The organism is Shewanella oneidensis MR-1, assembly GCF_000146165.2.
GTDB classification, from domain to species: Bacteria; Pseudomonadota; Gammaproteobacteria; order Enterobacterales; family Shewanellaceae; genus Shewanella; species Shewanella oneidensis.
Window position 1 is genome coordinate 1469821 of sequence record NC_004347.2, and the last position, 25894, is coordinate 1495714.

Below are 25894 nucleotides of genomic sequence, written 5' to 3' on the forward strand. Positions count from 1 at the left end.
ATTTACATTTCTTTGAACCAAGTACGGTGGCACTCTGCACACACTGGAGCCTTTTTCTCATGCTCGCCGTGGCAGGCTAAGCAGCTGGCGCCTTGGTTGTAGTGCAGCGATTTGTGTGGATGGGCCTCAGGGATCGCAAGCTTGGACTCATCAACCGGAATACTGTTTATTTCACCGTGACACTCAACGCAGGCAGCATCGGTGGCATTTTGTTTACCCGAACCTTGGTGACATCCGTTACAGCCATCTTGGTAGATAAATTCGTGGTTGGTTCTGCCTTGGGTGCTGCCTTTCATCTTGACAAGATCTCCGGCATTGGCTGCGCCAGTGAACAGAGTTGCAACAACGAGTGTGAGTAGTAATGTTTTCATCATGATTTAGGCCTGCATGTCAGATTTGATGGTTTCAGCAACGATAATTCCCATCGTTAAGCACTCTAGGCAAGCTGTTGAACTTAAACGGGTTCCACCATGTGTGCCGCCTGTCGCTTCGCCAACGGCATAGAGATTTTTCATCGGAGCTAGGGTCTGGCTATGCAGCACTCTTGCGCCTAAATCGGTTTTTAAGCCGCCCATGCAGTAGTGCACTTTTGGCCAAATCCGCGACACAATAAACGGTGCTTTAAGTTCGACAGCTGTATCCATCATGCGGCCAAACAAGGGGTCAATGCGCTGTGGCACTTGCTTGTTATACTCGGCTACGGTTTGTTTGAGTTGTGCAAGTGGAATATTGAATTGCTTAGCTAATTGCTCAAGGCTATCGACTTTCCAAGCGATTTGGTCACGTACCGCGCGGGTGACTTCTTCTGCACCCACATGATCATCATGGTTAAAGAACACCACAGGATAGGCGGGTGAGCCGTCAGGGTTGCGGTTTTTCATAATGGCATCGGAGCAGGTTTTTCTATCGGCGCGTTCATTCATAAAACGCTTACCGTCTAACACATTGACTGAAATACCTTTATGGAAACCAATCGAGAGCAGGGCATTTGACCAGCCAAAGCCGCCTTCATCGGGCGAGCCCCAGTGACCAGTTTGAATAAAGCTCATATGAACTGGGAACGCGCCGTGGGCCATGGCCGTTAACGTCACTTCACCGGTTGCACCTAGGGCATTGGTACAATCTAAGGTTTTATCTAATGCAGGATCAACCAGTTCACGTAGTACTAAGTTACGTGAGAAACCACCGTGGGCAAGGATAACGGCCTTATTGGCTTTGATGTAGATCGTTTTACCGGTTTTGAGATCTGGGAAGCGATAATTTTGACGTACTTTCAAGCCAACAATCTGTTGGCCATCCATGATGAAATCTTCAACATAATGCTGTAGACGGTATTCAACGCCTTCTTTTTTACCCACTTCATACAGCTTAGTGGTGATATCGCCACCGACACCGTGTTGAGTTCGGATAGCCCGGGCTTTATTGTGGCCACCCACTTGTTGGTTAAAGCCTTCGCGGAATTTGACTCCGGCGTCGATACACAATTGGTAGGCATCGAGGGCGCGATTAGCCATTTGGCGTAACATGTCGGTATTTTGCATACCGCGGCCAGAGATAATTTGATCTTTCACTAGCTCTTCGGGCGAGTCGTCTTGAATACCTTGAGCCAATTGGATTGGGTTTTTAGGAATAGCTAACCAGCCACCATTGATCGCAGAGTTGCCGCCGATCACCTGCATTTTTTCTAATACTAGTATCGAGCCTAGACCTTGACGCTTAGCATTAAGTGCTGATGACAGCCCCGCAAAACCCGAACCCACGACGATAATATCGCGAGTTTCATCCCATTTAATGTTTGAGGCGCATTCAGTGGCCGATGCTGCACTTGGCAGTGCCGCTGCGATACCGCCTACCGCAGCGCCTGCACCTAGCTTTAAAAAACTTCTTCTATCATGCATTTTTGTTAACCCTCTATGTCAGTTACAAGCAAGATAGAGGTTATGAACCGCGTCTAAGGAGAAGTGAGTCACGACTTTTTTTCAGTGAGAAATTTATTCGTGAGACGTCTCTTGAATATTTTTTCTTTGATAATTGGGGGCGATACATGACTAAATGAACACAATTTAATTTATGACAACCTCCTGTTGATAAAATGTGTATTTGAAGTAACTCACAAAGGTTGAAATTTAAGACTTTTAGGTGTGACCTTTATCCCGATTAACTGTTTATTGGCTATGCCTCGTATTTGTGAGCAACCCATAATGTACTTTTCGGTATGCTGGAATGAATAAATGAAATGTCCTTCGGACTCCCTGTCCATTTTACGTTGTAATCAAATATTGGATGCGGCTGAAAAGCTCATTGAGTCACAAGGTGTTGTATCTTTTAAGTTTTCTCAGCTTGCGCATGAGGTGGGATGCTCTACGGGTACTTTATATAAATTTTTTGAACGTAAAGAAGATGTGTTGGTTTGTTTATTTTTAAGAAGCGCAACCTCAAATCACTTACCGATATTTATCCATAAAAATCCAGAGTTAACTGCGCAAGAGAAGGTGCTGTTACCCATTTTATTTACCTTTGAAACCATTAAGCGCAGTAGTAGCTTTTTTACGCTGCGTTCGGTGTCGGTCAATACCATGGTGTGGAAACTGGCCAGTGACGAAAAAGTGGAGCGGTTTAAAAAACGCATTAATGCTTTTTGGAGTTGGTTTACAGACTCACTGCATTTAGCTGTTGAAAACGGCGAATTAGTGGCAACACCATTACAAATTAAAGAATTGGTCCAAGGGATAACGTTTTATTTAACAGGGTCTTTGACACAATTTGAAAGTCAATTGATTGCCCCAGAGTTTTTGTCTGATCGCCGTGAAACCTGTTATCGACATTTAGCAAACCTGATGGAGCGATACGAGTGGAAAAAGCCTTTAACTCTTGCGCTGTTTGATTCGTTAGAGGCGAGAACTATTAAGTTTTTTGACCAACATTATCGTGACCATATGACCTGCGCGGCTTGTAGTGCGCTGTCAAATACCGACACTAAGACATCATCTCCCTGTACTCGTCAGTGTGGTTAGGGCGTCCTGCCATTCAGGTTTCATTTCACCCGCAGTGAGCTTGGTCTCACTGTAACTAGGGCGTGTTGACGTTTCGAGATTAGATTTTGTTCGTTCTGGCAAGCACGCGCTCGCGAAACGAGGAATGATGTGTAGTTATTCTACTCAAATGACGAGCTGCTCTTATGACAGAAAGTAAGAGCAAGGGCTTGCCAGACGAACCCTTCGGGCGGCATTTGGCTGGCTTTTCTGCCGCGTTATCGTCCGTTTATGTAGAATAACGACACTGCACGGACTTTGCCTTGCATAAAAGCCAGCCAAATTGCTGCAAAAATAACCCTGAAACGTCAACACACCCTAAACATTAGGCTCATTAAATCATAAGCTTAATTTTACTGTTTATGATTGGCGAGCAACCAAGCGAGTTCGGCGGCGTTACTCACGTGCATTTTTTGCATGACTTTTTGCCTGTGTAACTCAATGGTTCGCTGCGCGATATCTAGCTCCGCCGCAATGACTTTGTTCATTTTACCCGCCAGTATGCCTTCCATGACTTGTGTTTCACGCTGGCTGAGGGTGGCAAGCCGATTGGCTATGTCTAATTGCAAATTTTGTTGGTGCCATTTTTGCTCAGTATGTTGTTGGGCTTGGGTCAAAAGCTGAAATAGCTTCTCGCCATCAACGGGTTTTTCAAGAAAATTAAGTGCGCCCTGTTGGATACAGTCTACGGCCATTGCAATGGTGCCGTGGCCAGTGAGCATGATGACGCTAATTGCACTTTGTGCTTGATTTAAATGGTTTAACAGTGCAACGCCATCCATGCCTGGCATTTTGATGTCCAGCAGTAGTACGGCGGGTTGCTTGATATCAACACTCTTTAAAAATGCATCCGCAGCGTTAAAGCCTTTGCAGTTAAGCCCCATCCCTTCAAGCATCCAGCTGAGGGAATCCAGTACATCTTGATCATCATCCACGAGGTAAAGCGGTGTCATTTTGCTCTCCTAAGCCTGGCTGCGAATTGACTGGCAGGGTGACTTTAATCGTTAATCCTGGATTGGCGTGGTGGGCTTCAATTTTGCCTTTGTGTTCTTCAATAATACGTTTGCAGATCACCATGCCTAAGCCAAGTCCCTGAGGTTTAGAGGTTTCAAAGGGAAAGAATAATCGCTTTAACGCGCTATCGCTAAGGCCGCAGCCCGCATCGGTGATGTGAATATAGACGTTTTCACCTGTAATCCCCGTGTCGATAAACAGTGATTTTTGGGGGATGCTTTCCATGGCATCGAGTGCATTGCGTAATAAATTCACCAGCACTTGCTGCATCAAACTGGCGTCGGCAAATACCGGTAAGGCTTGTAAGTTGACCTTAGGGCTGAGTTTGAGCCGCTGAAATTCAGGTTGCATCAAGGTCAAGGTTTCTTCTATCACTGTGCGTAAATCGCAGGATTGGTAGTCACTGGTTTGTTGGCAAAAGGTGCGCAGCCGATGGATGGTGGTTTGGGCTCTATCGACTTGGCTGATGACCTTATTAAGCGCGGTAGCAAGCTCGGCTTGGGTATTATCTAGCCGATATAAACAGCCTTGGGTGAGATAGCGAATACCGGCCAAGGGTTGTTTAAGCTCGTGGGCAATGCCGGAGGCCATTTCGCCCGTCAGTAGCACCCGCTGGGCGCGATAAAACTGTTGTTGTTGCTCAAGTAGGATTTTTTGGGTGTGCTGATGATGGGTTATTTCATCGGATAAAGCTTGGGTGCGTTTGACTACTAAGCGCTTAACCCTTAAGTGATGAATATAGCCTAGCAGTAAGACAAAGATCAGGCTTGTGCCCCAAGGTAAGGCATTGTGCAGTAATCGCTGCCAGTTGGTGACAAATGGCCATTGCTCTAATTGTTTTAACAACTCAAATACCGGGCTATCGTCCACAGGAGCTGACCAATATTGATATCTTCCTTGCTGAGCCGCTGGAGTGTCTGGGGTAATTTGCAACAGGCTTGCGACCACTTGCGTCGCGAGTTTATGATCCGTATGGCCTAATTTTGTTAAGGCGTAGCCGGGGTATAATTGAGTCGATACTTCGCAGGCAAAATCTGGATGCGGTTGTTTAAGCACGACTTTTAATTTATTGGCTGGAACCAGCCCTTTATCTAATGCGTTTTCTAAAACGCAGCTAGGTAATACCGCAATATCAGCTTCACCCGATAGCACCATTTGCAACAGTTTTTGCTGTGGAAAACCAATAAAGCGCAGCTTGGGGATATCGCGGTAGGCATTGATGCCTTTGGTTGCCATCGTCGCTGCAAAAATTTGAAATCCACCAAAGGCTTGTGGGTCGCTTGATACTAACTTTTCATCTTTAAGTTGGTCCCATTGGCTTAGGTTGCTGTCAATTCGTGCGACGATGGCTGAACCTATGCTCTGTTCTGGTGAACGAACTCGGTTATGGACAAGGGTGAGTAAGTGACTGGTGCCATAGTTTCTTTTAAAGGCGACCGTGGTAAGGGCATTGCCAATTAAAAAGTCGATACTTTGCTTAACTAATGCTTCATCTAATTGAGATGGCGTTAATGGCATGAGTTGTACTGGACGATGTAGTTGTTGACTCAGCCAATCAGCGGTAGGCTGCCAATTGGCCATGACTTCATCAGGCTCATTAAATGCCATGATACCAATCCGCACCGGATCATTTGCATGGCTATCGGCGGCAATGACTGGCAAGTTGAAGTCGATAAAAAGGGCCAGGATAAACATTAATCGAGTGAAGAATTGAGACATGGTTCTATCCTGACAGGGACGATTTCATCAAGTGACTAACGCTGCCAGAAGCAAGTGTTGCAATTGATTAGGTTAACAACATGCTGCGTAATGCAGAGATTATGGCCAAGAATATTAGCCATAGTATGCCCATTAGTGATTGCTGATATATTGAGCCGCTTCACACATTAGCCTAAGGATTGAGCTTAGCGCGATATTGTTCAAATTGTGGCGTGGCGATTTTATGTCCTTGTTCATCCAGAAACCATACCGCTTCAATATCGCCGATACGCTTTATTAAATCTTGCGCTTCGGGCATCGGCAATAAAAATAAACTGGTTGAAATCACATCAGCGAGAATGGGTTTATTCTTCATAATGACGGATACTGAGATACCTTGTTTTTTCGGGTAAAGTGTCGTTGGGTCAATAATATGATGATACTCTTGACCATTCACTGCGTAATAATTGAGATAATTACCACTTGATACAATGGTAATATCTTCACCTTGAATGATTTCATGGTAAATATCACCGTTGTTAATCTCGTTAAAATCTTTATGTTCTAATTGATATTTACGGATTAATGGATTTTCGATAGCCGTAATAAATTGGCGACCATCAGGGTGTGTACCAAAGTGGCGGATATTTCCACCGGCATTAATCATGAATGCATTAATATTATCGGCTTTTAATTGGTCATACACTTTTTCAACCATCCAACCTTTGGCAATACCGCCTAAATCCAACTTCATTCCGGCCTTCATTTGAATGGTATTATTGTTCGCATCGAGTGTTATCTGTTTTATATCAATGTGTTTTGCCGCATTGGCTAATTCGGTATCGCTGGGCAGTTCGCATGCACCACCCTGTTGGCAGCGTTTACGATAGCTTCGCCAAACCTCTAAAACGGGGGCTAGGGCAATGTTAAATCGGCCTTGGGTAATGCCATGCCATTCAATGCTGGTTGTTAATATTTCGGTCAATTTCGCATCGATATGATGTAACTTTTCAGGATTGTTATTGATGGTCTGAATATTAGTGTAACCAGGGTAAGTGCTAAAGTTTGATGCTAAATAGTGATATTCCTGTACCACATTAAGGGCATGGCATAATGCTAAATAGGCTTTGTCTTTATCCGCCTCATAAATATCAATGGTAATGGATGTGCCAAAATATTTTAGCGTATTTATACTGCCTTTGCCTTGCTCATAATTAAACGTTGCATTGGTATTGCAGTCAAATGGCGAGAAAGTCGCATTTGCCGTTGTGGACATAATAAAAACATAAATTAATACAGCAAAAGACAATAAGTACTTCATACAACCTCCATCTTGATGACGATTAAATTAGTAACATGAATTCCCGTAGATGACAGTAATCAATCGGCAAAGTGTTAGCTAACTCATAGATTTTGAATTGAGGTTGGCTTATTGCGGTTTTCCGCAATTGTCGAATTATTTACGAGGTCTATGCTGGCGGCAAGTTCATTAGTTGAAGAGCGTTATATGATGAAAACTGAATTACATTTCAAAAAAAGTTTGTTGGTTAGTGCAGTTGCATTGGCAACGTTTGCCTTAGCGGGTTGTGCCAATACTGCGCCACAGGGTAAATATGTTGATGGTGTCCATCATGTCAGTGGTAAGGGCAAGAAGAGCGATATCACCCTTGAGGTTAAGGTTGAGCAGGGCAATATCACCCAGGTAAAAACCCTGTCACATAAAGAAACCGAGTCACTATACCTTAATGCTGAGCGTTTATTGCCCGAAATTGTGAGCCACAATGGCCATGAGGGTATTGATGCTATCTCAGGCGCGACTTATTCATCTAATGGTATTTTAAAAGCCATCAATGATTTACCCCGTATAGATGGCACCAAGCCTGAGTATCAAAGTGTTGGGGCTCGTAGTCAAACAGGGGATGATGATTTTAAACTGAAATGGTCTATCCAACCGCGTTTAGGCTTAGTGAAAGGTGATTACTACTTTGAAGAGGCCCGTTTTCGCCAAGGGCATATGGGTAGCATGTTAGTGGTAGTGGATTCAAACAACCTTCAGGATGTGATCCTGGCCGAGTTTAATGAAAGTGGGCGTCCGAATTATTACACTCGCCTCTACCAAAATGTGCCTAAGCGTATGTCTGAATACAATTTCTCCATGGGCAAAAAGAAAGGCACTGCGTGGGTACAATCCGCATTAACCATGGAAAAGTTAATGATGGAAAAAGACCAACTCACCTTTGAGTTAAATCCTAACTATGATCCAAAATTAGGTAACCAGCTAACTGAGCCTAATCGTCTTAAATATCAGGGTATTGATATTGTTGCTGGCGCCTCAAATAGTATCCAACAATCCATGATCCCTTTGACTGCTAAGATCCATAATCGGATTCAAGCAGGGGCGAGTGATGCGCTTTTTTATCAGCAAGCTGAAAAATTACTTGATGAAAAAGGCCGTTGGACAGGGGTTACTGCCATGCTGCGGTTAGTGGTTGATAAAAATAGCCACAAAATTACCCATGCCCATTACGATGAGATTTTTGCTGACGAGAAGAAAGATATCCAAGATGCATCCTTGAAAGCATTTTATCGCCAATCCAAATATGACTCGATTAATTATGTTGAGCCCGCGCGTATTGGATTTAACGTGATGATCGATGCCTTATCTTTGCATCTTAAAGAAGGTGGTTCGCTGTTTAATATTAACGATTTACCCGCAGCTGGAGATACCGGTAGTTACGCACAAACTGGGTTTACTAAGCGTTCAGATGCTTGGGATAACTATCTGCGACTCGCTGGTATTTTGTACAAACAAATGCGCGCCGATGGTGTGATTAATGAACATGCCTTACCTGCTCAGTAATATGGATATCTAACATTATGAATAAATCATTTGCTATTTCGCTGCTCACCTTGGCGCTGTGTGCTACACAGGCCGTGGCGGATGAACATAAATTTTATGGTCGTATCGATTATTCGGTAACTCATTCCGATAGTGGCAGTGCGACGCATAAAAATAAAAGCGGTACCATATTAGAGAATAACTTTTCGCGGTTTGGTATTAAAGGCTCGAGCCAATTAACTGATAGCACCTCATTATTTTACCAGATTGAAGTTGGCGTAAATGGTGAGAGTCAAGATAGTGGCGATAAACCATTCTCAGCACGCCCAACATTTATTGGTGTTAAGCACAGCACTTATGGCGCCTTAGCCGTTGGACGGATTGATCCGGTATTTAAAATGGCTAAGGGGATGTCTGATGCAATGGACAATTACTCCTTAAAACATGACCGTTTATTTGCCGGAGACAAGCGCTGGGGTGATTCCTTTGAATACAAATCCGCCCATTGGAATAAATTGCAATTAGGTGTGAGCTATTTATTGGAGGACAATCATTATAGTAATAATGATAACCGCCGTGATAATGGCAATTACCAATTAGCGGTTACCTATGGTGATAAGTTCTTTAAAACCAGTGATGTATATGCCGCGGTTGCCTACAGTGATGGTGTTGAAGACATTGAAGCTTACCGTGGTGTCATCCAATATAAGTGGGATAAGTGGCAGTTTGCGACTATGTTGCAACATTCACAATTGGTGAATACGGATAAAACCGATTGGCAACAACGCGAAGGTGATGGTGTTATCGTTAGTGCCAAATATCAATTAGGTCAATTATCGTTAAATGCCCAATATGGATTTGATAATTCCGGTACCGGATTAATCGCTAACCGTATTTATGCCAGTAAAAATACCTTGATTGATGAGGTTCCAGAAATCTCCCAATGGGCGATTGGTGCTGAATATAAATTGAGTAAATCAACACGCCTACATACTGAAATCGGTCAGTTTGATGTGAAGCAGTATGATGATTTTGACGATACTATTGTCAGCCTTGGTATGCGTTACGACTTCTAAAACAGCTTTCTAGTTGTCACCTTGTTAAGTCATTTACTGTACTTAGCAAGGTGACAATGCTTAAGATTAATGCAAACTAATCTAACCTTCGAGATCGATAAGGTGGCGTGACTTGATAGAATTAGTTATTTAATAGAATTAGCTACTTGTTCTCCAGCAATTCGCCCAAATACGATAGTGTCAGCTATTGCATTGCCCGCCAATCTATTTGCACCATGCACCCCTCCAGTGACTTCTCCGGCTGCAAAAAGACCTTTTATTGGTAACCCATTCTGGTCAATGACTTCTGTTTTAGTGTTAATTTTTAAGCCGCCCATAGTATGGTGAACCGCGGGTTTAATTTTGACCGCATAAATAGGATATTGAAGATCATCGGCCATATTCTTACGAGCAAAATCTGCATCTTTGCCTTTCACTTTAAAATCGTTATAACGTTTTATCGCTTGGTCAAATTTTTGAGCATTCATCTTCGTCGCTTTAGCCATTTCATCAGCTGAATTGCCTTTGAAGATAATACCTAAATCTAACATTCCTCGCAGTTGACCAAGCCTATCTAAGACGGTTTCATCAAACACTAACCACGCATCTTTACCTTTTTGCGCCCAGATACATTCAGAGACTTTATCCCTTGGTCCCATCTCATCGCAGAAGCGTTCTCCATCATTATTCAGCATAATAGCGCCAGCTCCCCGTGCAGTGCCTGAGATAACCATTTTACCTGCCGCCGCCGTTGGGAAGGCTTGAATTTCTTTGACGTCAACAATATCTGCACCGACTTTGGGAGCGAAAGTGAGCGCATCGCCGACGTTGCCTGGATTATTAGTGGCATCTACACCTTTTAAGTCTGGGCGATATTTAGCCACTAATTCGTTATTTCGTGCAAAGCCGCCAGAAGCGATAATGACCGCTTTAGCACCGAGTATATGTAATTTTGAGTGCTTGCCTTGAACAAGGACACCAGTAATAACTCCTTGTTTATTTTGCACTAGCTGGATGACTTTACTGTTGGTGCGGGTTTCAACACCGAGTTTTTGGGCGGTTTCTTTTAGGGTGTTAACAATTTCTGGACCTGATTTCGCACCACCCGTTGGTCTATGTAAACGCTCAGCATTATGTCCCCCAGCACTTGATGCCGACGTTAAATCTGCTCCCATTGCTTGCAGCCAATCAACACCAGCACTGCCGTTTTCTGTCAAGATTTTAACGAGATCAGGGTTGTTTATGTTATGCCCACCTTTCATTGTATCTTCATACCACAGCGCCTTACTGTCAGGGTAATGCTTAAGGGCTTGTGTGACGGTTTCTGCGGCTGACATACCGCCAGCAGCTAACATGCTATTGCCACCAATGTAAGGTTGTTTTTCAAGAATGACGACATCTGCAACGCCATGTTGCCTCGCTGAAATGGCTGCCGCATGTCCTGCTGCTCCCGCACCAATGACAATCACTTGATGTTGTTCAAGTGGAGCCTTCGCAAGGGCTGTTTCAATCATTTCTTGGGTGACTTCTGGAAACTGATAGTTATCCAGTACGGGTTTATCGTTAGAAAAGGGGATTTTAAACTCATTTTTAAAAGAATCATGGCAAGTTTGGCAAACAAATACCGGCTGTTTATGACCGGAATGACAACTGGTACAAGACACATCAATAAGATGACTATGATGTGGTGATAGTTTAGATTTTGATTTGGCAGCTAATTCGCCCATAGTTCCATGGCAACTTTCACAGGACTTATTTTCATGGTTTTCTGCATCATCAACTTTTATAGGTTTTGTGTGACACGTTTGGCAGTTGTTACCCTTATCAATATGGAATTCTGATAAAGATTGTCCATAACTAAATGTTGATATAAAAAAAGCCGACATGGCTAACGGTAATAATTTGGTATTCAACATTACTCTTACCTCTCTAGTGTTTTAATTCATATTCATCATTGCTGCACGCTTAAAAATTGACAAAGCAAAAAAATTGATTCGTCAGAAGAGAAAAATTCACTTAACAGGATGGAAAGCATGAGAGTTATACCGCCGATAAAATCTATTATTTATTTTGAGGCCGCAGCTAGATTGCAAAGTTTTAAACTTGCCGCAATGGAACTGAATGTTACGCCAGGCGCAATTAGCCACCAGATAAGCACATTAGAAGATTTTATTGGGAAAAAGGTTTTTGAAAGAGGTAGTCGACGTGTAACGCTAACTTATTGTGGTTTAAGGTATTACTCAAGGATATCCATTATTTTGCAAAACATGGAGGAGGCTACTGTTGATCTCGGTATCGAAGGCAGCAAACCAAAAATTAAAATAGCAATTCCACCCTCATTATTAAAAAATTGGTTACTGCCCAGATTGGTTGATGACAAACTAAAAGATCTCAATCGTAGTGTGGAATTTATTGATACATTAGATTATCTTGAATTTTCTAAGTGTGATTTAGATCTAGCAATACGTTATGGTTATGACTCGTGGGATAATCTTTACTCTGTTTTTCTATTTCATGAGGAAATGATTCCAGTATGCCATCCTAATTATTTTATTTCAGAGTTTACGGATTTTACTCAAGAGATTATCGACAACCACACGCTTATATTTACGAATAATCGCTTGGTTCAGTGGGATATTGTTATGCAATATTTCGGTCTAGAGCGAAAATCGACCCAGAGTAAGCTCATTTTTCAAAACTCGATTCAAGCAATTGAAGCGGCTATTCAAGGCGCTGGCATTGCCTATGTGAATCGAATTCTTGTGTCAAAGGAGTTGAGTAATGGCAGGTTAATTCAACCTTTTGACATTTATATGCCAAAACATAAATCTCCTGCATATCATCTGGTCAGTACCTATGAGCATATGCAGGACGAAGCAACCTTTAAACTTTACCAAACGATATTGGAATTCGCGAAATCAACTCCGCATCAACACATTGTAAATGCTCAAGCTAAGCAAAATGCATGGCTTGAGCATGCTGTTTAACATTTTTATTACAAGAATAACTGTTCAGCCGTATTTTGCTAAACAGCATAAAAAGCATGGGAAATTTAAATTTAGCGACATCGCTGCGTTCAGTAATTGCATAAAAATAAAGTTGAGTTAGCTCTCTCAATTGTGTTGTATTCGCGCCTATTAGCACATTCAACTTCATCCCCTTATTAAGGTAAAAATAACCTAATAATTTTGTTTATGGCTCATGAACGGGCATAATCAGCGTTTAATTATTTAGATACAAGGAATAACCATGAAGTATTTGGTTAGCGTAGTGACCTGTTTTTTACTATCGGCCTGCTCTTTTGGGGATGCTGATGTTGAGTTTAATCCCCAAAAAGGTGAGGAACGCGCGTATCAGGTATATAGCAACACCAAGATCACCGTTGATAATGGTGGACGTACCGAAACGGTGAATGCAGCATCCCATCAATTGCTGCGTTATAAGGTTATCGAAACGGGCAAAAACAGCCAGTTTGAAGTGTACGTCGATTATTTGAAAATGCGTGATAGCCAAGGGAGTAATGTAAGCAGTGGCGAACGGGCTGAGCAGAATCCCGAAATGCACGCTATTTTCTCACAGGGATTTGAATTTACGTTAAATGTTGACGATGGCAGCGTTAAAGAATTTAGCGCGCTAAACAAGCCACTATGGCAAGCGCAATTAGCAAAACGCGGCATTGAGGTTGAGCAGGAACTTAAAAAGCTATTTAGCTCATCAGCCTTTATTAACACCATACCCGCTAAAGTCGGGGCAGTCGTTACGCTTCCTGCCTATCAAGGCCATACCAATGCCAAGCTTACCGTGTTGCAGGTAACTGATTCCCATGTGTTAACCCAAATTGAAAGTGTTGGTGAGCAAACCAAAATTTACGGCCAACTGCTGTTAGAACGTGAACGTGGCTGGTTAGAGCAGATGGTCTTAGTGGCAGAGGCGCCGTTTGAGCGCTATGGCTATAAAGGGACAATGCGCAGTAATGTGCTTATGGTGCCGCAACAGCGGCGGTTAGGTGATCTGACGCAACGTGTGGGTTTGGATTATGATTTCCCCGCGCTTGAGTATCAAAAAACGCCAGAAGTAGTGCTGGATGATGTTAATAAACCCTTAACTCAAGATGATGTTTTTCACTTTGATACGGGTTACTTTGAGCAACAAGATGATCTATTAAATATTAGCTATCAACATGATTTTTCGGGTTATAAGCCAGAAGGTGAGTTTCGGCTAACCGATATCACAGCCCACAGTGCCGATGGTAGTGTTTTACCGATAAAACTGAACAAGGTAGGGAGTTACAGTTACGCTGAAAAGGATGGTTTTTATCGCTCCGTTGAGCAAAACCTGCTTATTGGTTGGAATGCGCCAGCTGAACTTTTAGCCCAGGTTGTTGAGTTTCGTGCCAAGGCCCATTATCAAGGGGCGAAACTGGTTAAATTGGAGTTAAAACCCGATCCAACCAAAACGGTGACTTTACAGTATAAAGATTTGCAGCTTGAACTTAGTCCAATCCCTGATAAACCATTGAGTTATTTGCTAAAATCGCGGGATGCGACCAATAAATTTTGGTTGGCAGGGCGATTTGATGGCGCTGAAGGCGCAATGGTGAAGTACCAATTCGCGTTGGCTAACGGACCTGATTGGTTAACATCAGCAGAGCAGAATATGTTGGCGCTAGTCTCATCAGTGAACTATGAATCCACCACGCTGTTTAACTTTCCTGCTGAGCCGCCGATGCTCACCATTTATGTTAATACTGCCGCGGATAGCAGTGAACTCACTAAAAATGTTCGCTTTATTCCGATAAACGATTACGCGCAAAACGCTGCATATCCCCCTGTATATCAGCAAACACTTTACAGTGATGATATGTATGCGAGCCATGATGACCAAGCACAACCTGAGATACCCGTTGACCCCGCATTACTGGAACCACAAATGGTGGCCAAATACGGCGTTAGTCTGTTGTTAACAGCCGAGCAGGCTGCGGTTTGTAGGCTAAGTGTTGTGGATGCACCTAAGGTAAACGGGCACACACTGCAATGGACTCATATAAGTTCTAACAGCAGTTTGGGTGGTGGGCTGGATAAATTAATGCTGTATCAACTGACGAGTGCTGATGGCATCCGCCGCAACTTTTACGATATCCAAGTGAGCAGTACCTTGGCTTGCTCGGGCACGCCCCAATGGCAAGCACTTGCCTATCAACCAGAACAAGGTTGGTTGATTGATATTACGCAGTTGCCAAATCTCGATACCAATCAAACCGTGGCTGACTTTATGCGGCAGTATCGTTTTTTAAATGCGCAGAATTTACCGTTAGCTCCTGCTATGCAAGTTGATAGCAGCGACTTTTATCAGCGTCCGTTGCAGCAAGTATTACGTGAGCAGCGTTGGTTCATGCTGGCGGGACGCGCTGCAGCAATTGAGTATCTGACGATAAGTGGCGAACCTGTTAATAAGCAGTGGGTTAGCACCTTCCCTGCGTTACCTTAAGGGGTAGAATATGAGAGTCTTATTACTATTATCTGCGCTACTTCTATCGTTTAATCTGTCAGCTGAGCGGATCTTACTCGACGAACAATGGCGGCTTAGCGATGTGCCGGGCGAGGCTATCTACTACCAGAAACAAGCGGCAACAGAGCAAAATGGCGTTTGGCCAGTACAGTTATTTTATGTGGAGACGGATAAACCGGTCTTTAAGGGCAGCGTCAATGGACCCAATTTAGCGGAGAGTTATATCGTTGGTGATTTCGAGTTTTTCTACCCTGACGGCCAACTGTCTCGTAAAGGGCAGAGTGATGCTAACGGGAGCTATCAGGGGACACATTTGCATTACTGGGAAGATGGAACACTCTCGGGTGAGTACCACTATCTTAATGGCCAGTTGCATGGTGAGCAGAAAAGTTACTATACCAATGGCCAATTGCGCGATCATCAGCATCACGTGAATGGTACAGAGTCAGGATTAGCGCAAAGTTATTTTGACAATGGCCAGTTGCAAACACGCGTAACCTATGGCGCTAACGGTATGGAAGGGCTATATGAAAGCTTCCATAACAATGGTCAGCCGGAGCAAACCGTGAATATGGTGGCGGGAAAAAGAGAAGGTGAGCGACTGTATTGGACAAAGGAAGGTTGGTTATTCACTAAAGAGTTTTACATTAAGGGGAAATTACACGGTGAAGTGTTGGTTTATCAGGCCGCAGATGTGCTACGAGAAATTAAACACTATCAGCATGATAAGCAGGTGGGAAACCAGCAGCGTTTTGATAAACAAGGACTGTTAGCAGAGCAACAACAGTACGATAAGGATGGTCGTGAAATACAACATTTTACCTATGATAATGCCAGTAACGTTGCGACCCAAACTGACACGCAATACCTCGCCCAAAGTCGGATTGTTGTGACCCAAACCGACACGCAATATCTTGCCAAAGGTCGGATTACCAATGAACAGCGCTTCGATACATCAGGGAATTTAATCTATCAATATCAGCGTGATACGGTGAAGGATTGGAGCTTACTTCAGCGTTTTACTGCAAGCGGTGAATTAATTGGACGCGAAGAACAACTCAAGGGGCAATACCAAGGTTTGTATATCGGTGATGGCTGGAATGGCTATATCAGACGGATAAACTACAGCAAAGGTAAAATGCACGGAGCATATCGCGAAGATAATGCCGTAGACGGCGGGTTTGTCACTGGGCAATATCACTTCGGTGCAAAAGTTGGCAAGTGGGTGACCAAAAACGCTGATATGACCCGTAATGAGCAGTTTAACCAACAAGGCCAGCTTAATGGCGAACAGATTGAAATCGCTGCCGATGGTACGGTGATGCTGCAAGCGTTTTATAAAAACGATAAGTTACATGGTGCGTATTTACAGCGTGACTTTGATAAGCAACTGCAGGCCCAAGGCCAGTATATTAATGGTCAACGTGAAGGCAAATGGTTGGTTGATGAAAGTAGCTACAATCAGGTGAAGCTATGGCATGGACAGTATCGGGCTGGGCACGAAGTCGGTCAATGGCAAGCTTTTTCCGCGAACGGCCATTTATTAGGCCAGATGCAATATGACAATAAAGGCCAATTGCAAGGTAAAAGCTACAGCTTTAATGAAGATGGCAGTCTGTTGCGAAGCGAGGAGTATGTTGATAACCAATTGCACGGTAAATTGATTTACTACTTCAATGGTGAAGCCTCATCCGAATACCGTTATCAACATGGTGTCGATGTCGGTCAATAACCTATGAAACCTACCTTGGGTGGTTTTTGATTGAACAGGGTGTATTAGCTCAAGTCTGAGCTAATACACCAGAGCAATTCAGTTGAATGTTTTACATCGCCACAGCTTAATTTGCTTGATTTACTAGGGCGTGTTGACGTTTCAGGGTTATTTTTGCAGCAATTTGGCTGGCTTTTATGCAAGGCAAAGTCCGTGCAGTGTAGTTATTCTACATAAACGGACGATAACGCGGCAGAAAAGCCAGCCAAATGCTGCCCGAAGGGTTCGTCTGGCAAGCCCTTGCTCTTACTTTCTGTCATAAGAGCCGCTCGTCATTTGAGTAGAATAACGACACATCATTCCTCGTTTCGCGAGCACGAACTTGCCAGAACGAACAAAATTTAATCTCGAAACGTCAACACGCCCTAACCATTCTTCGCTAACACATTCTATTGTTTAAGTTATTTCTAAGTTTTAGACTAAGCACAACGGTAATACCATTTATTCATTTGGCTGTAGCGGAGTGTAGGCGGATATCATGGATACCTTACTGCGCCTAATGTTACCAGATATCCCGAGTGTGGAATTTGGTCGGCCCAAGTGCAGTAGTCACTGGTAGCGCAATGAGTGCCAGCACTCCTTATATCTATCACTTTTCGAAAAGGAATTATTATGAATAGGAGCTGGGGATGGGGATTTGCTCTAATGCTACTCAGTTGCACTAGCATTGAAAATGGTTTTTCTGAATTAAACAGTAGCCACCCGTTCAAAAAGTGGTTGATTACATTAAAAAGTGACTATGGTGAGGGGCGGTATTATATGTTTTCCGCTGTAGATTTCACTGAAACAGGCGACCGGCAACCTAGTTTAGTAAGACTCAAAAAATTGATTCGCTTACATGCGAATATTCCTCAATATTGTAAAAAAAATATGGAAATCATCGATAGCACCAGGAATTTATATGAGGGCGGCGGGGAGAGTATTATCATCAAATGCAGTGAATAATAGGATAAAATCACAGTTACATGAGGAGACCTATGTTGAAACTATTTATAATCGTTTGACGCTTTTATGTTTACTCAGAGCCTGAGCTTCTGAAGCGCGGAAATTTTTGTCAAGCTACATTAAATTAAAGTGTATTAAATCAGAATTTTCTGAGGTAATCCCCCCTCAAGTTTACTTCGTTTTTCTTAATTACATTTCATTTAATTAATAAATTGGCATGATTGAATTGTGAGCCGCTTAAAATTAGCGGCAACTAATATCTTTTTTCTGTGATACAATTCAAAAACATTTTATTAACCAATCTTTTTTTCTTGTTTTATTATTATCGATAATTCAATTCCTTATGGTGTTTTTGAGAATGATTTTCTTTTATTTGATTTCGTGATTTAAAGCATGTTTCTGATGTTTTTGGGGTGTAAATAGATTTGTTGGTTATTAATTATTAACATTCGTTAACCTTTATTGTTTTATGGTTATTATGGTTGTGGATTTTTCATTGCTAAGTCATGTTAACCATAAGGCATTAAATATGAGATGGCGTAAAATTAAAACTCTGATAATGGGGGCGAGCCTGTTCCTTATATTATCTCCATCTGTTAAAGCTCAAGAAATTCCATCAACTCACGAAACGGGAGAACAAATAGAAAAAATACTCACAGATAAGTTTGCTGAAGGAAAATACTCTACTAAAGGTGCTGATAGTTGTTTAATGTGCCATCGTAAAAATAACACCGTTATGGCTATTTTTGATGGAGTACATGGCGATATCAATAATAGCAAATCTCCAATGGCTGGATTGCAATGTGAGGCATGTCATGGGCCGCTTGGACAGCATAATAAAGGAGGTAAGGAGCCAATGATTAGCTTTGGTTCTGACAGTCCATTGTCAGCACCGAGCCAAAATACCGTTTGTTTAGGTTGCCATCAAAAAACTGAGCAAAGTGGCTGGCATAGCAGCTTACATAACATGGAAGAAATTGCCTGTGCTGATTGCCATAAAGTCCATGCAGCTAAAGATCCGGTTCTACAAAAGCAGCAGGTGAGCCAAGTGTGTACTTCTTGTCATACTCGGCAGAAATCCGATATGAATAAGCGTTCATCTCATCCATTAAAGTGGAATGACATGACCTGCATCGATTGTCATAACCCCCACGGTTCATTTAACGAGAGCGCCTTAAAAAAGACCTCGGTCAATGACACTTGCTATAGCTGTCATGCGGAAAAACGCGGTCCTTTCCTGTGGGAACATGCCCCTGTGACCGAAAACTGCTCCACTTGCCACAATCCCCACGGTAGCGTGAATGACGCCCTCGTCAAGCAGCGAGTCCCTCAGCTTTGTCAACAATGTCATGCCGATGATGGACATGCCAGTCGGGTAGTCACTCCGCCGGGTGCTGACGCGTTTGGTGCTGGTATGGGGTGTCTTAATTGTCATAGCCAAATCCATGGCTCCAACCACCCTAGCGGCAGCAATTTTGCCCGTTGATTAAGGAGTCTGCCATGTCTTTTAAACTAAATATCATTACCTTGGGATTACTTGCTGCAACCAGTGGCGTGAGTGCTGCAGACTTTTCTGTGCACAAAGCTAATCTGCAAGGGCTAAAGTTGGATGCTTATCAGTGTAAAAGCTGCATAGGAGAGAAGCGCTACCAAGGTGAGCTGCAGTTAAGTGCAGGCTGGGCCGAGAATGATGATATTCATGCGGGGAATGCGTTTGGTGATGCCAGCGATGGGATGCGCGCGGCTATGGATGCGGACGTTCGTTATCGCAATGCGGGTTATGAAGCTAATGTTCAAGCATATCAATTGGGACTAGAGAATAGCTATGCCCACCTTGATGCGGGTCGGTCTGGACAGTATGCGCTAAACCTTGATTATCAATTATTGACTCGATACGACAGCCGAGCGCAAACGCAGTTGTGGCACAACAATGGCGTGCTTTTGCCAGACACTGCGACTCGAGATGTCGATTTACAGCTGGAACGCGAAAAGGTGGGCTTGGGATTAGCTGCGCAATATGGCGTCATGCAGGCGTTTATTAACTACGACCACGAACAAAAAACGGGTAATCGCCGCAGTAGTTTAGTAACACCTCGTCCAGTTAACTTTGCACTGCCTGTTGATGCTAACACTGAAAATCTCAATGCTGGCCTGAATATTTCGGGCGAAAATTGGTTAAGCGAGCTGGCTTACCATGGCAGTTTTTACCGAAATAATATTGATAACTTAAGCTTACCTTACTTGCCCGATGTTTATGCTGCTACGCCTGATAATGATGCCCATCAAGTCTCGTTATCTGGCCAATACATGCTTGGGCGTGGCACCGTCAATGGCCGTGTTGCCGCTGGACGGATGCTACAAGATGGCGATTTAATCCAAGTCAGTGGTAATCCGTTACAGAGCTGGGATGCTCAGGTTGATACCTTAGATGCGCGGCTTGGCTTTAGCAATATGCTAAGCCCGCGATGGCGTGTTAACGGTCAGGTTGACTATAGCGAACGCGATAATAAAAGTTCGGTATGGGAGTTTGCGCAATTAGAGTTTGATAATGTCAGCGGTGCGTTTAAGCAAAATGTCCCCATGGACATCGAAAGACTGACATACAAACTCCACAGTAGTTACCGTTTCAACAGTCAATATCGCCTTATGGGCGGTTATGACCGTAAAGAGGTAGAACGCAGTTACCTTGAGCGAGAACAAACCCATGATGACGCATTTTGGGCCAAGCTGAATATCAGAGCCTTGCCAAATACTGTGATTGATTTTGGTGGGCGCTACGAGAACCGCAGCGGCTCTGTCTACAACGCTGTTGAAAATACCTCGATTGAAGAAAATCCGCTATTACGTAAGTTTTATCTCGCAGACCGTGAACGTCAGGCGGTTGAGCTAAAGGCGAATTATGTACCGCTTTCGTGGTTGACTCTTGATTTGAATGGATATTATGCCAAGGATGATTACGCTAAAACCATTATAGGCCTCACCGAATCAACCGATTATGGTTATGACCTGCAACTGGGGATGCAACTCTCTGAGCAATTGCACCTCTATGCCTCAGCAAGTCAACAATGGATAGACTCCGCTATCGCGGGTAGCCAATCATTTTCCTCACCAGACTGGTATAGCGATATTGCTGATGAGTTCATCAATTTAGGTGCAGGGTTTACCTATAGCGGTTTATTGGATGACAGGCTGACTCTGGGAGGGAACTATTTATTCTCCAACTCCGCAAGTGATAGCTTAATCTCCTATAACGAGGTCCAGCCATACGGTGATTACTACTCCTATAACCACAGTGTCGAGCTCTATGGGCGCTACGCCTTGAGTGAGCGTATGGGGCTCAAGTTAAGTTATCAGTACGAGCGTTATTACGACACCGACTATAGCCAATCCGCAGTCAATAGCATTCCTGGGTTAATCACCCTAGGCGACTTAAACCATAACTACAACGCGCACTTGCTGATGTTTACCTTCAGCTACCTGCTGCCTTGATTGATAAGAGGTAAAGACAATGGAACGCAGAAGTTTTCTAAAAATGAGTGCAGCCATGGGCTGCGCAGCAACGGTCACTGGCTGTAACTCAGGTTCTAGTGATGTGAATGTGGTGCCACCTAAGCCGCCTGTAGGCGATGAAGTACAAACTTGGTCATCTTGCTTGGTTAACTGTGGTTCGAATTGCCCCATCAAAGTATTTAGTCGTGATGGCATCATTACCCGTATTGAAACGGATCATGAAACCAATGATGAGTATGGCAACCACCAGATCCGAGCGTGTGCCCGTGGGCGTTCGCTGCGTAGCCGTACTTATGCTCCCGATCGTTTACGCACACCTATGAAGCGTGTCGGTAAGCGTGGGGAAGCGAAGTTTGTGCCAATATCATGGGATGAGGCTGCTTCAACGATTGCAAGTGAAATTCAACGTATTGCAAGTAGTTACGGTAACAAGTCGATTTTGAAACACTATGGAACAGGGGCTTATTATGGATTTGCTAGCTCGGCGTGTTTTGATCGTGTGCTCAATCTGAATGGTGGATTCCTGAAGATTTATGGCAATTATTCTTGGGCACAACAAAATGAAGCGGCCGCAGCAACTGGGTTTGCTAGTACATCGGGTTCTTCTTTAACGGCCTTATACGATAGTGACCTGTTCCTCGGTATTGGTTACAACCCAAGTGAAATGCGTCAAAGTGGGTCGGGTGAAGGATATGATTTCTTAAAGGCGCTGGAGGCGAATGCTAACCTTGAAGTGATTATGGTGGACCCGCGCTATACAGACTCAATGGCGGGTAAAGAAAGCCAGTGGTTACCGATTAGACCTGGAACCGATGCGGCATTTGCAGAAGCGATTGCCTATGAAATGATTAGTTCTGGATGGGTCGATACTCATTCCAAGGCATTTTTAGACAAGTACTGCGTTGGATTTGACAAGGCCTCTCTTGAAAAGCTTGTTGCTGAATTTACCGCAAGTGGCGATCCTAAAAAGACTCAATATTTGCCTTATATTGATGTTGAAGACAACTATCGCAACTACATTCTTGGTGAAGGTAAGTTTGCCGATAATGGCCCAAGAACCCCCGCCTGGGCAGCTAAAATCTGCGGCATATCGGAAGCAAATATTAAATCTGTCGCTAGCAAGATTATGAATGCTAAAGCACCGTTTATTGTTACCGGTGCGGGTGTAAACCGTCATGCTAATGGTGAACAAGCCATGCGTGCTTGCTATATGCTTTCGTTCCTAACCGGCAAAGTAGGGCAGCCAGGCGTAAGTAACGGCGCATTGCCTTATCAAGGCAGTTTAAACCGTGCAGGTATGAGCGGTGGTAGTAATCCTGTTAAAGAATCAATTTCTTTCTTTACTTGGGCTGAAGCGATTGAGCGTGGCCATGAAATGACCGCGCGTAAAGATGGGATCCGTGGTACAGCTGATTTAGATACTCCGCTTGGCGCAGATATTAAAGCGGTATTTGCGATTAACAGTAACGCATTAATTAACCAACATTCAGACTGTAACGGTACCGCTAAAATCCTCGAAGATGACACCAAATGTGAGCTTATTGTCGTGTGTGATTGCTGGATGACAGCTAGCGCACGTTATGCGGACATCTTACTGCCAGATACAACTTGGTTAGAGTCGAATGACTTAGTCAATGATAGCTATGCATCAGGGATCATGGGTTACTTAGTTGCCATGAAAGCTGCCGTTAAGCCTATGTGGGAAAGCATTTCAATGTTTGAAATGGGACGCTTAATTGCCGCCAAAATGGGTAAAGAAGCTGAGTACACAGAAGGTAAAGATGAAGCGGCTTGGTTAGAAGAGCTATATCAAAAGACCCGTACAAATAGCGCGAATACGGATGCACAACCTGCCTTCCCTAACAGTTACGCTGAAGCGCAAAAGATTGGTGTGTTCCGTGCGTTTAGTAAGACGCCGGTACTTGCACTCGATAGCTATATCAATGGCGGTAAAGCGGTGAGCACACCATCCGGTAAGGTAGAGATCTACTCGCTGTCGATGGCGCAAAAGGGTAAAGACTGGATCTTTAATCCTAATGTTAAAGGCGACTACATCACTGCAATACCTATGTATCAACCCACATGGGAAGGCTACGACGATGAAGATACTAAGGATGATTATCCTCTGCAATTAATGGGTTATCACACCAAGGGGCGTACACACTCAAGTTATCATAACGTGCCATGGCTGCGCGAAGCCGCAGAAGATGCAGTATGGATGAACCCAGCCGATGCTTTAGGTCGTGGTTTAAGAGGTGGCGATAAAGTACAGATGTGGAACGATCGTGGCACTGTTGAATTACCTGTACGCATTACCCCAAGGGTTGCCCCTGGTGTTGTGGCTTTAGGTCAGGGCGCTTGGTATCAACCTGATATCGCCCGGATTGGAAGGAGCGGGCACCCAATTGATGTTGGTGGCTGTATTAATACGTTAACTCGTTACCAGCCAAGCCCTTTTGCGAAGGGAAACCCACAACACACCAATCGTGTGCAGATCGTCAAGGCATAAGGGGTAGATGAAAATGACTCAACAAACACAATATGGTTTCTATTTCGATAGCAGCAAATGTACTGGCTGTAAAACTTGTCATATTGCCTGTAAGGACCGCATGACTGGCTTGGTTCGTGCAAAAGACGATGTGATGAATAATGGTGTCGCTAATTTGCCCGGTATTATTTGGCGCCGTGTTTATGAATATGGCGGCGGCAATTGGTCGCAAAATGTCGATGGTAGTTTTGAGCAAAATGTCTTTGCCTACTACATGTCTATTGGTTGTAACCATTGCAGCCAGCCTGTGTGTGTTAAAGCCTGCCCAACAGGTGCAATGCATAAGCGCCGCGAAGATGGCTTAGTCCAAGTTGCCACTGAACTATGTATTGGTTGTGAAAGTTGTGCGAGGGCTTGCCCATATGATGCACCACAGCTGGATATCGAGCGTAAGGTGATGACCAAGTGTGATGGTTGCAGCGATAGACTTGCTGAAGGTAAAAAGCCTATTTGCGTTGATTCTTGTCCTTTACGGGCACTTGACTTTGACACTATGGATAATTTACGAGCGAAATATGGAGAGGGGGATGGTCATATTGCTCCCTTACCATCGCCATCGATTACTTCGCCAAACTTGATTATCAAGGCCAATCGAAATGGTCAACCAGTTGGTGGTAGTGGGCAATTATTAAACCCTGCAGAAGTGTAATAGTGAAATGTGGGGGGCTTAGCCCCCCCATTTTTCTTCGTTTGTAAAAGGAACACTATGTTAACAATCAATACGAGTGATTACCAAACCTGGGGTGCAATCGCCAAAGTGCTGCATAACATCCTTTACTCGTACCCTAATATGCCTTTACTGACGCAATTTAAGCGAGATGAGTTAGCAAGCCAGTGGCCAGAGCTTGAACTCTCGACAGGTGAACAGTCAGGAAAAGCTTTGCTAAGTAGCTATTTGACTCAATGGCAGGACGATGAATCGCAATTAATCGAGCTCCAATTAGACTATGGGCAACTGTTTTTTGGCCCCGGCGATCCTAAAGCTGCACTTTGGGGGTCTGTATATACCAGTGAGGGGCAGTTACTTAATGAAGCGTCGACTCAAAACCTGATTAGCTTTTATAACACCCATGGTATCGAGTTGTCTCTGACACGAAATGAACCCGTAGACCATTTAGGTCTGATTTTATTAGTGTTGCAATACTTATTTGATGAATTAGCGTTAAATCCCAATGATACACACAAGGTGAGAGTCTGCACGCTATTGTTGCAACAACATATTTTACCTTGGGTGGGCCGCTGTTTAGCGTTAGCTGAACTTCATGCAAAAACGGATTTTTATCGTGGTATATCTATGCTTGCTCAAGTGTATTTTGCACATTTAGGTACAAAGTTTGATGTGATACCTCAACCTGTAAAACTCTATCGCTAAAGGTTAGCTCATGACGTTTGTGACAGCAGTGAGTCATCAATGGTTAAAAGCACAGCTTGCCTATCGACTTCAATTGAGTTTGGCTGCTTGTGAAAATATTCAAGATTTATGTTGTGGCGGTACGTCATTAGCGTCAGTCACCAATATTATGTCTGCGGTTATTTTTATTGAAGGTCAGCCAGAATGGTTAGTACTCGATAAAGCAATGAACGAGCAGAAACTGCCTGATAATATTGTGCTGCATTGCTTTTTTGAGTGCTGTAGAGTTTTATTTATCAGAGAGTTATCACATCAATCTCTAAGTCAATCTGAACAACTTATTTTTGCCTTAGCTGAAGTATGGCGGAAAAAATATATGAATACTCAAGAGGTTGATAGTGTTTCTGAATCAATTTGTTCAATGATTGAGCGTTTGTCTAAACAGCTGATTATGCATCGTCTACAATTGCGTACAAATACCCGAAACATGGGTGGATAAATAAATTCGAGTGTATTTTTATATACACTCGTTCAGGCTATTTAAGTAAGTAAAAGTTGTTGGTAAACCGAAAGTGCATTATGTTTTTGATTTAAAATGGATAGTTTGACTAATTGGTTCAGTG

General features: G+C 43.5%; 19 protein-coding genes. 13 read left to right on the forward strand and 6 right to left on the reverse strand.

What is annotated here, in order from left to right; genetic code table 11:
- Nucleotides 1–2: 2 nt before the first annotated feature.
- Nucleotides 3–374, reverse strand: a complete 372-nt coding sequence (locus SO_RS06565; RefSeq protein ID WP_011071617.1) for a cytochrome c3 family protein — start codon at nucleotides 372–374, stop codon at nucleotides 3–5.
- A gap of 3 nt (nucleotides 375–377) precedes the next feature.
- A complete protein-coding gene (locus tag SO_RS06570; RefSeq protein WP_011071618.1) occupies nucleotides 378–1898 on the reverse strand; it encodes a flavocytochrome c in 1521 nt (506 codons plus the stop codon).
- 333 nt (nucleotides 1899–2231) lie between these two features.
- On the opposite strand from SO_RS06570, the gene SO_RS06575 reads away from it, so the two are divergent.
- Nucleotides 2232–3014, forward strand: a complete 783-nt coding sequence (locus SO_RS06575) for a TetR/AcrR family transcriptional regulator (RefSeq protein WP_011071619.1) — start codon at nucleotides 2232–2234, stop codon at nucleotides 3012–3014.
- A gap of 371 nt (nucleotides 3015–3385) precedes the next feature.
- Here the strand turns inward: SO_RS06575 and SO_RS06580 are convergent, their stop codons facing one another.
- The 3 genes from SO_RS06580 to SO_RS06590 all read right to left on the reverse strand — a co-directional run bounded on the left by SO_RS06580 (nucleotide 3386) and on the right by SO_RS06590 (nucleotide 7065).
- Nucleotides 3386–3985 (reverse strand): response regulator transcription factor, encoded by a 600-nt coding sequence (locus tag SO_RS06580; RefSeq protein WP_011071620.1) that lies wholly within the window; start codon nucleotides 3983–3985, stop codon nucleotides 3386–3388.
- Nucleotides 3960–5765 (reverse strand): sensor histidine kinase, encoded by a 1806-nt coding sequence (locus tag SO_RS06585; protein ID WP_011071621.1) that lies wholly within the window; start codon nucleotides 5763–5765, stop codon nucleotides 3960–3962. The genes SO_RS06580 and SO_RS06585 overlap by 26 nt, the downstream gene beginning before the upstream one ends.
- A 172-nt stretch (nucleotides 5766–5937) precedes the next feature.
- The gene (locus tag SO_RS06590) at nucleotides 5938–7065 is read right to left on the reverse strand and encodes an FAD:protein FMN transferase (protein WP_011071622.1); all 1128 of its coding nucleotides are present in this window, start codon (nucleotides 7063–7065) and stop codon (nucleotides 5938–5940) included.
- Between the two features lie 186 nt (nucleotides 7066–7251).
- Between SO_RS06590 and SO_RS06595 the strand changes: the two genes are divergently transcribed.
- Nucleotides 7252–8604 (forward strand): FMN-binding protein, encoded by a 1353-nt coding sequence (locus SO_RS06595; protein ID WP_011071623.1) that lies wholly within the window; start codon nucleotides 7252–7254, stop codon nucleotides 8602–8604.
- Between the two features lie 17 nt (nucleotides 8605–8621).
- Nucleotides 8622–9659 (forward strand): porin, encoded by a 1038-nt coding sequence (locus SO_RS06600; protein WP_011071624.1) that lies wholly within the window; start codon nucleotides 8622–8624, stop codon nucleotides 9657–9659.
- Between the two features lie 125 nt (nucleotides 9660–9784).
- Here SO_RS06600 and SO_RS06605 read toward each other — a convergent pair whose 3' ends face one another.
- Nucleotides 9785–11551, reverse strand: coding sequence for a flavocytochrome c (locus SO_RS06605; RefSeq protein ID WP_164925650.1), 1767 nt, complete (start codon nucleotides 11549–11551; stop codon nucleotides 9785–9787).
- A 120-nt stretch (nucleotides 11552–11671) separates the two neighbouring features.
- Here SO_RS06605 and SO_RS06610 point away from each other — a divergent pair, with 120 nt between their 5' ends.
- The 10 genes from SO_RS06610 to SO_RS06655 all read left to right on the forward strand — a co-directional run bounded on the left by SO_RS06610 (nucleotide 11672) and on the right by SO_RS06655 (nucleotide 25770).
- On the forward strand, nucleotides 11672–12625 hold the full coding sequence (locus SO_RS06610) for a LysR substrate-binding domain-containing protein (protein WP_011071626.1): 954 nt from the start codon (nucleotides 11672–11674) through the stop codon (nucleotides 12623–12625).
- A gap of 262 nt (nucleotides 12626–12887) precedes the next feature.
- Nucleotides 12888–15125, forward strand: coding sequence for a hypothetical protein (locus SO_RS06615; protein ID WP_011071627.1), 2238 nt, complete (start codon nucleotides 12888–12890; stop codon nucleotides 15123–15125).
- A 10-nt stretch (nucleotides 15126–15135) separates the two neighbouring features.
- Complete coding sequence (locus SO_RS06620) at nucleotides 15136–16878, forward strand: toxin-antitoxin system YwqK family antitoxin (RefSeq protein WP_011071628.1); 1743 nt, start codon at nucleotides 15136–15138, stop codon at nucleotides 16876–16878.
- 651 nt (nucleotides 16879–17529) lie between these two features.
- The gene (locus SO_RS06625) at nucleotides 17530–17862 is read left to right on the forward strand and encodes a hypothetical protein (protein ID WP_164925651.1); all 333 of its coding nucleotides are present in this window, start codon (nucleotides 17530–17532) and stop codon (nucleotides 17860–17862) included.
- A 529-nt stretch (nucleotides 17863–18391) separates the two neighbouring features.
- Nucleotides 18392–19348, forward strand: a complete 957-nt coding sequence (locus SO_RS06630; RefSeq protein ID WP_011071629.1) for a DmsE family decaheme c-type cytochrome — start codon at nucleotides 18392–18394, stop codon at nucleotides 19346–19348.
- Nucleotides 19349–19362: 14 nt separating this feature from the next.
- Nucleotides 19363–21351 carry an MtrB/PioB family decaheme-associated outer membrane protein gene (locus SO_RS06635; RefSeq protein WP_011071630.1) on the forward strand — a complete coding sequence of 663 codons (1989 nt, stop codon included), beginning with the start codon at nucleotides 19363–19365 and terminating at the stop codon, nucleotides 21349–21351.
- Nucleotides 21352–21370: 19 nt separating this feature from the next.
- The gene (locus tag SO_RS06640) at nucleotides 21371–23881 is read left to right on the forward strand and encodes a DMSO/selenate family reductase complex A subunit (RefSeq protein WP_011071631.1); all 2511 of its coding nucleotides are present in this window, start codon (nucleotides 21371–21373) and stop codon (nucleotides 23879–23881) included.
- A gap of 13 nt (nucleotides 23882–23894) precedes the next feature.
- Nucleotides 23895–24569, forward strand: a complete 675-nt coding sequence (locus SO_RS06645) for a DMSO/selenate family reductase complex B subunit (RefSeq protein ID WP_011071632.1) — start codon at nucleotides 23895–23897, stop codon at nucleotides 24567–24569.
- Between the two features lie 57 nt (nucleotides 24570–24626).
- On the forward strand, nucleotides 24627–25292 hold the full coding sequence (locus SO_RS06650) for a TorD/DmsD family molecular chaperone (protein WP_011071633.1): 666 nt from the start codon (nucleotides 24627–24629) through the stop codon (nucleotides 25290–25292).
- Between the two features lie 10 nt (nucleotides 25293–25302).
- On the forward strand, nucleotides 25303–25770 hold the full coding sequence (locus SO_RS06655) for a hypothetical protein (RefSeq protein ID WP_011071634.1): 468 nt from the start codon (nucleotides 25303–25305) through the stop codon (nucleotides 25768–25770).
- The last annotated feature ends 124 nt before the right edge of the window (nucleotides 25771–25894 follow it).

Bases quoted from the DNA above. Each gene is read 5' to 3' on its own strand.
- SO_RS06565 (WP_011071617.1), bottom strand. From the start codon at position 374: ATGATGAAAACATTACTACTCACACTCGTTGTTGCAACTCTGTTCACT.
- SO_RS06570 (WP_011071618.1), bottom strand. From the start codon at position 1,898: ATGCATGATAGAAGAAGTTTTTTAAAGCTAGGTGCAGGCGCTGCGGTA.
- SO_RS06575 (WP_011071619.1), top strand. From the start codon at position 2,232: ATGAAATGTCCTTCGGACTCCCTGTCCATTTTACGTTGTAATCAAATA.
- SO_RS06580 (WP_011071620.1), bottom strand. From the start codon at position 3,985: ATGACACCGCTTTACCTCGTGGATGATGATCAAGATGTACTGGATTCC.
- SO_RS06585 (WP_011071621.1), bottom strand. From the start codon at position 5,765: ATGTCTCAATTCTTCACTCGATTAATGTTTATCCTGGCCCTTTTTATC.
- SO_RS06590 (WP_011071622.1), bottom strand. From the start codon at position 7,065: ATGAAGTACTTATTGTCTTTTGCTGTATTAATTTATGTTTTTATTATG.
- SO_RS06595 (WP_011071623.1), top strand. From the start codon at position 7,252: ATGATGAAAACTGAATTACATTTCAAAAAAAGTTTGTTGGTTAGTGCA.
- SO_RS06600 (WP_011071624.1), top strand. From the start codon at position 8,622: ATGAATAAATCATTTGCTATTTCGCTGCTCACCTTGGCGCTGTGTGCT.
- SO_RS06610 (WP_011071626.1), top strand. From the start codon at position 11,672: ATGAGAGTTATACCGCCGATAAAATCTATTATTTATTTTGAGGCCGCA.
- SO_RS06615 (WP_011071627.1), top strand. From the start codon at position 12,888: ATGAAGTATTTGGTTAGCGTAGTGACCTGTTTTTTACTATCGGCCTGC.
- SO_RS06620 (WP_011071628.1), top strand. From the start codon at position 15,136: ATGAGAGTCTTATTACTATTATCTGCGCTACTTCTATCGTTTAATCTG.
- SO_RS06625 (WP_164925651.1), top strand. From the start codon at position 17,530: ATGAATAGGAGCTGGGGATGGGGATTTGCTCTAATGCTACTCAGTTGC.
- SO_RS06630 (WP_011071629.1), top strand. From the start codon at position 18,392: ATGAGATGGCGTAAAATTAAAACTCTGATAATGGGGGCGAGCCTGTTC.
- SO_RS06635 (WP_011071630.1), top strand. From the start codon at position 19,363: ATGTCTTTTAAACTAAATATCATTACCTTGGGATTACTTGCTGCAACC.
- SO_RS06640 (WP_011071631.1), top strand. From the start codon at position 21,371: ATGGAACGCAGAAGTTTTCTAAAAATGAGTGCAGCCATGGGCTGCGCA.
- SO_RS06645 (WP_011071632.1), top strand. From the start codon at position 23,895: ATGACTCAACAAACACAATATGGTTTCTATTTCGATAGCAGCAAATGT.
- SO_RS06650 (WP_011071633.1), top strand. From the start codon at position 24,627: ATGTTAACAATCAATACGAGTGATTACCAAACCTGGGGTGCAATCGCC.
- SO_RS06655 (WP_011071634.1), top strand. From the start codon at position 25,303: ATGACGTTTGTGACAGCAGTGAGTCATCAATGGTTAAAAGCACAGCTT.